10 protein-coding genes are annotated in these 13,070 nt (G+C 44.9%); 6 read left to right on the top strand and 4 right to left on the bottom strand.

The window, feature by feature from the left end; genetic code table 11:
* Window positions 1-63 precede the first annotated feature (63 nt).
* The 4 genes from AC3CID_RS21315 to phnW form a co-directional block, all read right to left on the bottom strand.
* The gene (locus AC3CID_RS21315) at window positions 64-1,137 is read right to left on the bottom strand and encodes an OmpA family protein (protein WP_488527409.1); all 1,074 of its coding nucleotides are present in this window, start codon (window positions 1,135-1,137) and stop codon (window positions 64-66) included.
* A 440-nt stretch (window positions 1,138-1,577) separates the two neighbouring features.
* Window positions 1,578-2,396, bottom strand: a complete 819-nt coding sequence (gene phnX, locus AC3CID_RS21310; RefSeq protein ID WP_488527408.1) for a phosphonoacetaldehyde hydrolase — start codon at window positions 2,394-2,396, stop codon at window positions 1,578-1,580.
* A 127-nt stretch (window positions 2,397-2,523) separates the two neighbouring features.
* Complete coding sequence (locus tag AC3CID_RS21305) at window positions 2,524-3,981, bottom strand: aspartate aminotransferase family protein (RefSeq protein ID WP_488527407.1); 1,458 nt, start codon at window positions 3,979-3,981, stop codon at window positions 2,524-2,526.
* The gene (gene phnW / locus AC3CID_RS21300; RefSeq protein ID WP_488527406.1) at window positions 3,981-5,084 is read right to left on the bottom strand and encodes a 2-aminoethylphosphonate--pyruvate transaminase; all 1,104 of its coding nucleotides are present in this window, start codon (window positions 5,082-5,084) and stop codon (window positions 3,981-3,983) included. Before phnW ends, AC3CID_RS21305 begins: the two co-directional genes overlap by 1 nt.
* Window positions 5,085-5,433: 349 nt before the next feature.
* Here phnW and AC3CID_RS21295 point away from each other — a divergent pair, with 349 nt between their 5' ends.
* The 6 genes from AC3CID_RS21295 to AC3CID_RS21270 all read left to right on the top strand — a co-directional run bounded on the left by AC3CID_RS21295 (window position 5,434) and on the right by AC3CID_RS21270 (window position 12,945).
* A complete protein-coding gene (locus AC3CID_RS21295) occupies window positions 5,434-6,444 on the top strand; it encodes a putative 2-aminoethylphosphonate ABC transporter substrate-binding protein (RefSeq protein ID WP_017075813.1) in 1,011 nt (336 codons plus the stop codon).
* Window positions 6,445-6,647: 203 nt separating this feature from the next.
* Window positions 6,648-8,069: an FAD-dependent oxidoreductase gene (locus AC3CID_RS21290; RefSeq protein WP_488527405.1), complete on the top strand. Its 1,422-nt coding sequence runs from the start codon at window positions 6,648-6,650 to the stop codon at window positions 8,067-8,069.
* Window positions 8,070-8,291: 222 nt separating this feature from the next.
* The gene (locus AC3CID_RS21285) at window positions 8,292-9,401 is read left to right on the top strand and encodes a putative 2-aminoethylphosphonate ABC transporter ATP-binding protein (protein ID WP_488527404.1); all 1,110 of its coding nucleotides are present in this window, start codon (window positions 8,292-8,294) and stop codon (window positions 9,399-9,401) included.
* Window positions 9,402-9,422: 21 nt separating this feature from the next.
* Complete coding sequence (locus AC3CID_RS21280; protein ID WP_488527403.1) at window positions 9,423-11,132, top strand: putative 2-aminoethylphosphonate ABC transporter permease subunit; 1,710 nt, start codon at window positions 9,423-9,425, stop codon at window positions 11,130-11,132.
* A 68-nt stretch (window positions 11,133-11,200) separates the two neighbouring features.
* A complete protein-coding gene (phnR, locus tag AC3CID_RS21275) occupies window positions 11,201-11,905 on the top strand; it encodes a phosphonate utilization transcriptional regulator PhnR (RefSeq protein ID WP_017075809.1) in 705 nt (234 codons plus the stop codon).
* A 137-nt stretch (window positions 11,906-12,042) separates the two neighbouring features.
* Window positions 12,043-12,945: an EamA family transporter gene (locus AC3CID_RS21270; RefSeq protein WP_488527402.1), complete on the top strand. Its 903-nt coding sequence runs from the start codon at window positions 12,043-12,045 to the stop codon at window positions 12,943-12,945.
* Window positions 12,946-13,070: the final 125 nt, after the last annotated feature.

Raw genomic sequence — 13,070 nt, 5'->3', positions numbered from 1 at the left:
AAGAAAAGGGCGGAGCACTTTAAAGTGCTCCGCCCTTATTATTTTAACTAAGGTAGAGTGCTATTATTCAGCAGCTTCTACGATAACTTCTTCAACTTTGACTTCTTCTTGGTATTCGAAGCCAGGGATCGTTGCGTCAACACGACGGTTTTGAGCACGGCCTTCAGCTGTATCGTTTGATGCGATTGGATTCTCTTCGCCTTCACCTGACGCTGTAATTCGGTCTGCTTCAATGCCTTGCTCTTCGATGTATGCTGCTACAGCTGCTGCACGCTTCTTAGAGATCATCATGTTGTATTCAGCTGCGCCTGTTGAGTCTGTGTGACCAACAACATCAACTGATGATTGAGGGTGAGCTTTAAGTACTTCAACTAATGGCATTAATGCAATTTTACCATCTGTAGACAGTTCAGTGCTGTTAGTTGCGAACATTTCTTGAGAGTAGCTTTCTGTTTGCGCTTTAGTCACAACGACAGTCGTTTTCTCTTCAACGACAACTGCAGGCTCTGTGATTGGCTCCGATGGCGCTTGAGTTACTGCTACTGCAGAAGTTGTTGCAGCCGCCGCTGATGCTGTTGTGTTGCCAGTACCGAAGTTGTAGCTAACACCAACTGATAGTAGGTTCGAGTTCAGGTCTTGAACGTAGTTGTCGTCGAAATCGTCAAAATATTGGTATTCAACACGCAATGCCCAGTCAGAAGAAAGCTGCTTTTCAACACCGATGCCAGCAGTAATAACGACGTCATCTTCGCCTCCGTGTGAAATGTATGCAGGACCCGCTTTGAAGAATACATCAAACTCTTGCTGTACTGGTAGACGGTACATTGGAGTTAGCGAGATTGCGATTAGTGGGTCGCTGAAGTTCGCATTTAAGCCAGGACCTGCTGGGAAGCTAGTCTTGTAATCACCGAGAAAGTCAGAACTTAACTCGATACCAAGCCTGTCAGTGAAGTTATAACCAGTGTAAATGCCTGCACCAATTGCATCATCATCACATTTAGTACCGGCTACACATGCGCTGTCTAGCCAGCCCACCCCCACTTTTGCACCTACATAAGTGGTTGCAGCAATAGAAGGCGCTGCTGCTAGGCCTGAAGCGGCAACAACAGCACACATGATTTTTGACAGTCTTTTCATAATCTTATCCTTGGATTAGCTATTATTGTTATCTGAACTTACCAGTAAAACGATCACTTATTGGGTTACGACACTGTTTATAATAAGTAAATCAAGGTGTTGGTTCAGGTGAACCTATTACTTTCTCGCTACTTATATTGTTAAGCTGATTGCCTATTGGAGTCAATGAAATTGTTAAATATTATATATTTAAGATGTTTTTATTGTTGATTTTATCATTTGTTGGAATGCTTATATCTAAGCTATAGCCTAACCTCGTCTATTTACCAGTGACCCTACGGGTAATAAGTAAAAAACTTGCGCTTTATCATGCTTATAAAGCAAAAATCCCCACCCAATATGTATAACTCGAATGAATACATGATTGGGTAGGGATTTGAATTAAAGCGATTAGAGATATTTTTCACGTACTTTACATCACGTGAACATCTCGCTTTTGCTTATGGGCGTTCTCCTGCCAGTAAACGTTTTTCAATATCTGCAATCACTCTAGGTAAGTCTGCAATGGTATCGATCAGGTAGTGCGGGTTTGATTTGTTTAGCTTAACGCTTGCTTTTTCACGTGCAGCTGCAAGTGTTGTCTCGTCTGCATCTAGATATTCTTGGTATGTTAAGCCTGCTTCGTTCCCCGATAATACAAGTCCAACTGTCCACATGCCTGCGTTGTGACCTTCATCAATGCCAGGTGCTGCATCATCTACTTTCACACATGCTGAAACGCTGGTTACGCCTAGGTCAATGACGTTTTTAAGTGCCATGAATGGAGCCGGGCGACCGCCTTGCGGTAAGTCATCCGTTGCGACTACGTTGTCAGGAAGATAACCGTAATCTGCTGCAGCTGGAATCAGTACGTCCATCACTTCTCGTGGGTAACCAGAGCAAGAACCTATTTTTACATTCTTCTCTTTTAGGTCATTTACCACTTCAATTGCGTTTAAAATAGGCGCTGCGTGGTCGGCTACTTTCGCTTTTTGAAGAGGCATGAATGCAGCGTAGATCGCATCAACGTCTTCGCTGGTCATTGAGCGTCCGAATTGAGCATTCCAACGAGCGTCAACCGCTGGGATTCGACCGACCGCTTGGATGTGATCCCATTTGCCGATACCCATGGGTTCGCGTGCTTCTGCTAGGTCGATGTTAAAGTCGAAACCTTGTCTGAATGCTTCAACGAAGATGCTTGTTGGAGCAAACGAGCCGAAATCAACGATAGTGCCAGCCCAGTCAAAGATAACCGCTTGGATAGGTGATGTCGTGTTCATAATAGTGTCCTATTGTGTGTCACTTCCCGCTTGTTTAAAACTCAAAGGTTCAGTCGGGAGGTTACTGATTGCTTTAGGTTATTGGTTGCTTGAAATTATTGCTTCAAGGCATGTTTTCAACGGTGGTTCAAAGGTACTCAAAGTCTCTGCAGACTTTTGCTATCGCTTTTTCGAATACAGACAGAGCGACTTCTAGTTCGCTACGATTGATGATCAATGGTGGGCTCAACTGAATCACGTTACCTTGTGACACCTTAAAGCTCAGGCCATCGTTCAGACATTGATAAAGTACCGCTTCTGCTTCATCGAAAGCCCGGGTTTTGGTGATATGGTCGGTGACCAATTCCACGCCCCAAAGCAGACCGATGCCGCGAACGTCACCAATGACTGGGTATTTCTCTTTCATTTGAAGCAGTTGTTCACGTACGAATACGCTGTCTGCTTGCACTTTTTCAAGTAGGTTTTCTTGCTCAATCACTTCCATGGTCGCCAGTGCTGCCGCGCAGCCAATTGGGCTTTTCTCATGGGTGTAGTGTCCAAGCGATACCTGCGCTGCCGTGTTGTATTTGTCTTTGGTGACCATGGCTGCAATTGGAACCAAGCCGCCGCCAAAACCTTTACCGATACATAGGATGTCAGGTTCGATATCAAACGCTTGGTGTGTGAACCATTCACCGCTACGACCCATGCCATTTGGGATATCATCAATGATCAACATGACGTTGTGTTTGTCACAGATCTCACGGATGCGCTTCCAGTAAGCCTTACTTGGCACTTGAACATCGGTATTACGAACAGCTTCGGCAATGAAAGCGCCAATACCGCCTTCTTTTTCAATGACGTACTCAAGGTAATCAGCATAGTGCACATCACATGCAGTCTCATTGTTATCGCCTGTGCTACTCCCACTTAACGGAAAACTATCGCGAGGCGAAAAAGAGTCTCTAATCGGGAAAGCACCACGATAGGAAACCGCTGGTGGAATACGTTCTACACCAGCCATTAACGGCCCCATACCCTCGCGGAAACAAGCTTCGCCACCGACTGAAATTGCATCCAGTGACGCGCCATGAAATGAGTCCCACAATGACACTACTTTGAAATTATTGGTGACATGTCGAGCAAGTTTTAGCGCCATGCCGATCACTGATGTGCCACCGGGAGCAAACAACACGCGATTCAAATCACCACCGCAGATCTGTGTGAGTTTCTCAGCACACTGAACCGCAGTTTCATTGGTGAAGCGACGCGGTGAAAACGGCAATGACGCCATTTGCTGAGTCACTTTATTGATGATGTGGGGATGACCATAGCCTAGTTGATGAACATTGTTGCCGTGAAAGTCCATGTACTTCTTGCCCGTCGCATCTTGAATGTAGATGCCTTCGGCTGCTTCAAGTGTGTCTAGGCAAGGCGTTGACATGGCTTGATGAAGAAACACGTCAGAGTCACGTTTTAACATCGCTTGAGTCGCATCATCGTTTAGCGATTCGTTCCATTTTTCGCGTGCTGGCGTGGTGTTCACATCGCCTTCGCTTCGAAAGTGTGTGGCCTTTAGAATCGGCTCTTGATTGGTCGTCGTCATTATTTGATGTCCCAGTACATAGCGTTTTTCACTGCGCCAATGAGAGCTTCAATGTCTGACGGATACACTTCACCAATGTTACCGATTCGGAAGCAGTCTGCGTTTGAAACCTTTCCCGGGTAAATCACAAACCCTTGCTCTTTCAAACGGTCATAGAATTCCTTGAACTGGTAATCGCTATGAGTTGGAGAGTAGAAAGAGGTGATGATAGGTGAATGAAGATCATCATTAAGCAGTGGTTCAAAGCCAAGAGTTCGCATGCCTGCAACCAATGTGGTTTGATTGGTTTGGTAGCGACTATGACGAGCTTTGATGCCGCCTTCTTGCTCCAATTCAAGTAGAGCTTGATAGAAAGCGCGCACTGTATGAGTCGGGGAGGTGAAGCGCCATTTACCGTGGTTGCTTTCCATGCAGTGCCATTGGTCAAACAGATCAAGGCTTAAAGAGCGAGCTTGCCCTTTACACTTTTCGAGTTCTGATTGCTTAGCAATAACAAAGCCGAATCCAGGTACACCTTGAATACACTTGTTTGCCGAGCTGATCATGTAATCGATACCTAAGTCAGCAATATCCATAGGGATGCCACCAAAGCTCGACATTGCATCAAGAATGACGGTTTTGTTGTGCTGCTTTGCCAATTTGGCAATCTCTTCAATTGGATTCAGCATGCCAGTGGTGGTTTCACAGTGGACAATCGCCACGTGAGTAATGTCTGAATCCATGGCCAATGCCGTTTCCATTTCGTTCAAGTCAGGCTGTGATGTTTCACCTGGGGAAACGACATTGCATGGAATGTTTAAATATTCTGCGATTTGAGCAATACGAGCACCATACGCACCGTTATCAATCACAAGAAGCTTACCGCTGTTAGAGATAACACTACCAATTGTTGCTTCAACTGAAGCGGTGCCGCTACCTTGCATTAGTACGCTTGTATATCCCGCCTGTTTAGTTGCCAAAGTCACTAGCTTGCTGCGGATCACTTCAACAACGTCTTTGTTGTATTCATCATCCCAAGTACACCAGTCTTTTAGCATCGCTTGGCGAACGGTTTCAGAAGTAGATAGAGGACCCGGCGTCAGCAGTAAGTATTCGTTTCTCATGTTTAATTCTCGCGATTTTAATTTTGGACTATACCAATATTTGCAGTTACTTTAACAACCAATTTAAACGGTCGTAAATAGCCCAAACGTCATTTCACAAAAGCTTCATATTTAAAACTGGCCACTTGTCTTGAGATATCCTCCGATCTTTAAACTGCCATTTTTTATTCATTTAATCGTCATAAAAGCCAGTTAGCTTAATACTCGAAATCTGGTACATACCAAGTTAAGGGTGTGTGCCAACAACCTAAATGAATTTATGGATATAGGTGCCTTTGATAAGGCTTCTAGCTTTAACAACTTTAACCTTGGCAATTCCTAACCTTGGCATTAGGCCTGACTGGAGAAAATGATGAAAAACCGTTTTATGAAAGGATCACTTGCAGCGTTGGTAACTCTACTCGCTGGTAATGCTTATGCAGCACAGGAAGTGACGGTTTACACCGCTTTTGAAACTGACATTTTGGCGAAGTACAAAAACGCATTTGAAAGTGAAAACCCAGACATCAACATTAAATGGGTGCGTGATTCTACCGGGATTATGACGGCAAAATTACTTGCTGAGAAAAACAACCCTCGTGCAGAAGTTGTCTGGGGCCTTGCGGGTTCTTCAATGGCTCTACTTAAAGAAGAGGGCATTCTCAAGCCTTATACGCCTCAAGGTGTAGAAGCGCTGCGTGCAAATCTTAACGACCCGCAATCTACTCAAGCTTGGTATGGCAATGACGCATTCTTCAATGCCGTTTGCTTTAACGAAATAGTTGCTAAGCAATTGAACCTACCGGCACCTAAATCTTGGGATGACCTAACTAAGCCTATCTACAAAGGTCACATTGCAATGCCAAACCCAGCGTCTTCTGGTACAGGCTACATGCAGGTGTCGGCTTGGCTACAAAACATGGGTGAAGACCAAGGTTGGAACTACATGCAGAAGCTAGACCAAAACATTGCTCACTACACGCACTCAGGTTCGAAGCCATGTGTTCAAGCGGGTATGGGTGAAGTGGCTATCGGTATTTCTATGGCGAGCCGTGGTGCGAAGCTAAAAACTCAAGGTGCACCACTTTCTGTGATTACGCCTGAAGGTATCGGTTGGGAATCTGAAGCGGTAGGTCTTGTTAAGCCTTCAGATGCGGCACAACGTGTTATCGATTGGTCTATCTCTAAAGCAGCGAATGAACTTTACATCGAAATGTACCCAGTTGTTGGTCACCAAGATGTAACAGGTAAAGCAGAAAACTTCCCGAACGTAGAAAAGAACATGGCAAAAATGGACTTCGCTCGCATGGGCAGCGAACGTGCAGACGTATTGAAAACATGGTCTGAGAAGTTCGACGCTAAATCAGAGCCAAAATCTTAATCGACTGAGCGTTAGTTAGTTTATTGGCTACTTAGTTAATTATCTACTGAGCTTATTAGATTACAAAGTTTATTCGACACATGGTTTATTAGACACGTAGTCCAATAGATATGCAGCTCGTTAGAAGTTAGAAATCAGTAAAGGAAGGCTTCGGTCTTCCTTTTTTAGTTTTACGCCTTTAGGTTTTAAGTAAGGTACAACAAATGAAAAAGCACTACTCATATTGGTTCAAGCAAGCGTTGGAACAGGAATTTGGTAGCATCAAGGCGGGGCTAGAATCCACTAAACCGCTTCAAAAAGACGTTAACTGTGATATCGCCATTGTCGGCGGCGGCTATACGGGTTTATGGACGGCGATTTTAATTAAACAACAACAGCCTCAAAAGCACGTTGTGGTGATTGAAAAAGACTTATGTGGCAGCGGTGCTTCTGGCGCCAACGGCGGTTGTATGCTGACTTGGTCGACAAAGTATCCGACCTTGAAAAAGCTCTATGGAAAAGAGCAAGCCAAATGGCTGGTTAAGGAATCTGAAAAGGTCATTTACGAGATCGAAGCGTTCTGTAATGAGTACAATATTGACGCGCATCTATATCGAAGTGGTACTTACTACACGGCGACTAATGAAGCTCAAAAGGGCGGAATGAAGCCTGTTGTTAATGAGTTGGTCAAGCAGGGTATCAATAGCTGGAAGAAGTGTGATAAGTCTTTGGCTGATAAAGCGGGATCTGATCGCCATATTGAGGGTTACTACTCAGAAGCTGCGGGCAGTATTCAGCCTGCGTTATTGGCTAGAGGTTTACGCCGAGTCGCGCTCGAACTGGGTGTCGAAATTCACGAAAACACAGAGATGATGTCACTTGAATATGGTTCCCCCGCTCGAATTCAAACCAAAGGCGGTTCCGTATTTGCGGATAAAGTGATCTTAGCGCTCAACGCGTGGATGCTCGATCACTTCAAAGAGTTCAAACGCAGTATTGTGGTTGTCTCTTCCGATATGGTGGTGACTAAGCCAATTCCAGAAAAGCTCAAACAATTTGGCCCCGAAAAAGGAGCCGCAGTGGTGGACTCACGTATCTTTGTTCACTACTACCGTGACACTGAAGATGGACGACTCATGTTGGGTAAAGGCGGCAATAAATTCTCGTTTGCCAATCAAGTTGAAAGTATGTTCAACCAAACGACTAATTACCTACCGATTCTCAATCAATCTTTCCAGAAGTTGTTCCCTAAACTGGAACAAAGTGAATTCGATTACAACTGGTCGGGCGGTTCAGACCGATCCGTCACCGGATTGCCATTTTTCGGTAATCTCAAAGGCCAAAACAACATCTATTATGGGCTCGGTTACTCAGGTAATGGTGTGGCTCAAACTCGCATGGGAGGGAAAATTTTGTCTTCAATGGTGTTAGGTGATGATAACGAATGGACACGTAGTGGTTTAACTAGCGGTCCACGAGGCTACTTCCCTCCAGAGCCATTCCGTTGGGTCGGTGCCATGATGGTTAGAGATGCTGTTCGAAGAAAAGAGAACGCGGAAGATTCTGGTAACACGCCATTGTGGCTAGATAAACAGTTATCCAAACTCGCAGGTGCGGCGGGCAAAGCCGACAAGGTTGAATCGTAAACTAATCTAGCGTTCAAGTTTGAGGTATACACGAAGGCTCTCAGTGACTTTTTGGTTGGTCATTGAGGGCTTTCTGAATTAACTTTCAAAGCTGAACGAGTAGCAATCTTTAATGCTTATTATTTCTGCAATATAACTGTCATTTAGCTTCTATAAATTTGTCACTCAACTGCAATGTTCAAAGTTTAAATTTGGTATATACCATTTAAAGAGTGCTGTAGTATGAGCAACCAAACTTATTTGAATATTGAAAACGTTGTAAAGCAATTTGGCCAATTTACAGCGTTAAAAGACATCTCCCTATCGATAGACAAAGGCGAGTTCGTCTGCTTCCTTGGCCCCTCTGGCTGTGGAAAAACCACCTTATTACGTGCGATTGCAGGACTGGATTTACCGACCTCAGGCTCAATTGAGCAGAATGGAGCGGATACGACCTTCTTGCCACCAGAAAAGCGTGACTTTGGCATCGTGTTCCAGTCTTATGCTTTGTTTCCAAATCTCACCGTTGAAGAAAACATCGCGATTGGGTTGAAGAACCAAGGGATGTCGACCAAAGAAGCTCTTGAGACGGTTGAATCTTGGTTAGAAACTATTGGTTTACCAACATCTGGCCAAAAGTATCCGAATCAACTGTCTGGCGGACAACAGCAGCGTGTTGCTTTGGCTCGCGCATTGGCTCTTTCTCCAGGTTTGTTGTTACTGGATGAGCCGCTTTCTGCGTTGGATGCGAAGGTAAGAACACACCTGCGTGACGAGATTTGCCAACTGCAACGCAAGCTGGGGATCACCACTATTATGGTGACGCACGATCAAGATGAAGCCTTGACGATGGCAGACCGAATTGTGGTGATGAACCATGGTGTCATTGAGCAAGTAGGTGCCCCACAAGAGATCTACCAAAAACCAGTCAGTCGTTTTGTCGCTGAGTTTGTTGGCAGCATGAACTTCATTCAAGCTTCTGTCGCTGCGCAAGGCAAGATGCGTATTGCTGAGTCAATGCTACCGTTACCTCGCTTAGATAATCTCACGCCAAATCTAGGTGAGGTTTTTGATATTGCCGTTCGTCCAGAGCAAATCCAATTTGTTGATCGTTTTAGTGAGTCCTTACCCGTGAGAATCGTATCAAGCGAATTCTTGGGGGCGTTTTATCGTGTTGAGTGTCAATTGCAACATGACTCAACGGCGAAAGAGATCATCGTTGATGTGTCAGTCAAAGAGTTCAACCGACTGAAACTGCGTCGCAGCGATATTCGTTACGTAGCATTTGATCAAGAAGGCCTAAGAGCTTACTCATCGAAAAGCCTGCAAGTGATGAAAGACGAGGCGGCGTAAATAATCATGGAATCGACTCAAATGATGCAATCTAAGCTGCTAGTTCAACGACGAGTACAGCCTTTTCTGGCTCGGTTAAGCAAAGACAACGTAATTCTATTTGGTCTGCTGGCCTTTTTGTCTGTGGTCATGACGCTATTCATTCTGATGCCACTGTGGGCAATGTTGAAAAAGAGTGTTCAGAACGCAGACGGAGAATTTGTAGGATTACAGAATTTCGCAACGTATTTTGCTTCTCAAAGCCTTTGGCAGTCGGTAGGCAATACGTTCACGCTCGGGTTGTTGGTAACGGTTGTCGTGGGGGTACTAGCGTTTGGTTATGCCTATGCTTTGACTCGTTCATGCATGCCTTTCAAGGGGCTTTTTCAGGTGTTGGGTTCAGCGCCGATTCTAGCTCCTTCTTTGCTTCCTGCGATCAGTTTGATCTTCTTATTTGGTAACCAAGGTATCGCCAAAGAAGTATTAGAGGGAAATTCGGTATACGGTTTGATTGGTATATCACTCGGCTTAATATTCTGGACTTTTCCACACGCCTTGATGATTTTGACCACCTCGTTAAGGACCTCTGATGCTCGTCTGTATGAGGCGGCACGAGCACTCAATACTTCATCATTAAAAACCTTTTTCATGGTGACGCTACCTGCGGCAAAGTATGGTTTGATCAGCACTCTGATCGTTGTATTTACGCTGGTGGTTTGTGACTTTGGTGTGCCAAAGGTGATTGGTGGCAGTTATAACGTTCTATCGACTGACATCTTTAAGCAGGTGGTTGGTCAACAGAACTTCTCTATGGGAGCGGTAACCAGTATCTTGCTGCTATTACCTGCGTTGCTTGCGTTTACCGTTGACCGTTGGGTTCAAAAGAAACAGAAGAGCTTGTTTGATACTCGATCTGTTGCGTACCAACCTGAACCTAGCTCTCTACGTGATGGCTTATGTTTCCTTTATTGCACCATCATCTCTGCTGCCGTGGTTATCGTGCTGGGCATGGCGATATACGGATCTATGGTCACGTTCTGGCCTTGGAACAAAGCACTCACTTTGAACAACTACAATTTCGCAGAAATGAGTACCTACGGTTGGACGCCGTTCTTCAACTCTCTAACGCTGGGTGCATGGACTGCTATCATCGGTACGGTTCTGATTTTCCTAGGGGCATACTGCATTGAGAAAGGCCGCGCATTCGGCCCTATTCGTCAAGCAATGCAAATGCTCAGTGTGGTACCGATGGCGGTTCCAGGCATGGTACTTGGTTTAGGGTATATTTTTTATTTCAACGATTTAAGTAACCCTTTAAATTTCCTATACGGAACAATGGCGTTCTTGGTTATTAACACCGTAGTTCACTACTACACAGTCGGTCACATGACGGCGTTGACTGCATTAAAACAACTACCTGATGAAATTGAAGCGACCGCAGCCTCGGTGAACTTACCGCAATACAAGCTGTTCTTTAAGGTGACGGTGCCAGTTTGTCTGCCTGCGATTTTAGATATTGCGACATACCTGTTTATTAATGCACTTACCACGACATCTGCGGTAGTATTCTTGTATTCTACCGATACGATACCTGCGTCAGTTTCAGTACTGAATATGGACGATGCAGGGCAAACGGGTGCAGCAGCTGCCATGGCGGTGATGATCATGATATCGGCAGCGAGCGCGAAGTTGATTCATATGTTAATCAATAAGTTATTCGAGAAGCGCACCCAAGCTTGGCGTAAGCGCTAGCAAATCATTTTATATTGCAGTTGGCCAAGGAGTGGCTGACGACAAGAACAAGAATAAAAGGAAATGAAGTGCAGTACGTAAAAATCAAAGATGTCATCGTAGAGCAGATAGAGTCGGGGATGTTAACGCCGCGACAGAAACTGCCTGCTGAGCGTAAACTGGCTGAATCGTTCGATACCACACGTGTTACGTTACGCGAAGCCTTGTCTTCACTTGAAGCGGAAGGGCGTATTTATCGAGAAGACCGACGTGGTTGGTTTATCTCTCCTGATCCGCTTCGTTACGATCCTACGCAAACGTTGAACTTCACTAACATGGCTTTGTCTCAGAACCGTAAGCCGAAAACAGAGTTGGTGTCGGCGAAAGGGATGTTAGCAACCAAGGAAGCGACAAAGCTTCTTAATCTTCAACCGTTCTCAGATGTTTATCGAGTGGACAGAGTTCGCTACCTTGAAGACAGACCAGTTGTGTATGTGACGAACTACATTCGACCTGAGCTGTTCCCTAACTTGCTTGACTACGACTTGTCTAAATCGTTGACTGACATCTACCGAGAGCACTTTGGTGTTGTGTATCAGAAGATCCGTTACCGCGTGAGTACAACGTCTTTGCTTGGCGAAACAGCACAAGCACTGCGTGCGACCTCAGGGTCTCCGGCTATGGTGGTCGAGCGTGTTAACTATAATCAAGATGGTGATTTGATTGATTGCGATATTGAATATTGGCGTCATGACGCGATCAGCATTGAGTCGATCGCACAGCTAGAGCGCTAGTCATACGTTATAACGTTGGCATACCTGCAATTATGCAGGATTGCCCAATTGAAACGCTCAAAGGTCTCTTATTCGGAGGCCTTTTTTATCACCTGTTGTCAGCCGTTGTGCTAATTCATCAATAATTTAGGAATGAAATGGAATTCTCTGCGATTGTAATCGTGATCATTTCGGCTTTACTTCACGCGGGTTGGAATGTTCTAGGCAAGTCTAATCAAGGATCGGGCTCGTCTTTCTTTCTGGCTTCTGGCTTTGCCGCCGCAGCGATTTTGACGCCATATTTGATTTGGTATGTTTACAGTGTTGGCCTGTTAAATATCTCACTTCCATTTTGGCAACTGGTTTTCTTGAGCGGGATCTGCCAAATCGTCTATTTGATTGGGCTAGGGACTGCCTATAAACAAGCAGACATCGGCGTGATTTACCCAATGGCCCGAGCTCTTCCGGTTCTAATGGTCGGCTTGGGTACAGTGTTGATTGGTTATGAACTGTCGTCTAATCAATGGATTGGGTTCACCTTGATTACCTTGGGCTGTTTGTTTGTCCCGTTGAAGCAATTCTCTGAGTTGAGGCTTAAGGCCTACCTAAACCTTGGCGTGTTGTGGGCGCTCATCGCCGCAATCGGTACCACGGGTTACTCGATTATTGATAAAGAGGCACTTCTATTATTGGAGCCTCTAAGCACGCCTAGTATCACTAACAAGCACACCGCGATTTTCTACCTAGGTATTCAGTTTTGGGCGATTGTGATTCCGCTGAGTGTTTGGTTGCTTGTGTCGAATCAAAGAATCGAATTCCATAACGCTTGGATACTGCGTAAAAGAGCAACACTTGCTGGCATCATGATGGCTTCGACCTATGGCCTAGTATTGTTTGCGATGACCATGACAGAAAACGTCAGCTTAGTTGTTGCACTTAGACAAGTTAGCATCATCTTCGGCGTAGTGATGGGGATCTACTTTTTAAAGGAAAAGTGGCACGTTACACGTGGTGTAGGCGTCATGTTTATCATTGCTGGCTTAGTTATCTCACTGACTTAAAAAGAAATTAAATCCTACCTCCAACCTATAACGTGACTTTTCAGTCGCATTTTTATTATTGATAGTAAACGTTTTACTAATGTTAAAGATGTGATCCTTCTCATAGACAAGGCTGTAAAGTTACC

Source organism: Vibrio sp. QJM3NY_21 (assembly GCF_057785975.1).
This window is presented reverse-complemented; position numbering and strand designations above follow the sequence as displayed.

Bases quoted from the DNA above. Each gene is read 5' to 3' on its own strand.
- AC3CID_RS21315 (WP_488527409.1), bottom strand. From the start codon at position 1,137: ATGAAAAGACTGTCAAAAATCATGTGTGCTGTTGTTGCCGCTTCAGGC.
- phnX (WP_488527408.1), bottom strand. From the start codon at position 2,396: ATGAACACGACATCACCTATCCAAGCGGTTATCTTTGACTGGGCTGGC.
- AC3CID_RS21305 (WP_488527407.1), bottom strand. From the start codon at position 3,981: ATGACGACGACCAATCAAGAGCCGATTCTAAAGGCCACACACTTTCGA.
- phnW (WP_488527406.1), bottom strand. From the start codon at position 5,084: ATGAGAAACGAATACTTACTGCTGACGCCGGGTCCTCTATCTACTTCT.
- AC3CID_RS21295 (WP_017075813.1), top strand. From the start codon at position 5,434: ATGATGAAAAACCGTTTTATGAAAGGATCACTTGCAGCGTTGGTAACT.
- AC3CID_RS21290 (WP_488527405.1), top strand. From the start codon at position 6,648: ATGAAAAAGCACTACTCATATTGGTTCAAGCAAGCGTTGGAACAGGAA.
- AC3CID_RS21285 (WP_488527404.1), top strand. From the start codon at position 8,292: ATGAGCAACCAAACTTATTTGAATATTGAAAACGTTGTAAAGCAATTT.
- AC3CID_RS21280 (WP_488527403.1), top strand. From the start codon at position 9,423: ATGATGCAATCTAAGCTGCTAGTTCAACGACGAGTACAGCCTTTTCTG.
- AC3CID_RS21270 (WP_488527402.1), top strand. From the start codon at position 12,043: ATGGAATTCTCTGCGATTGTAATCGTGATCATTTCGGCTTTACTTCAC.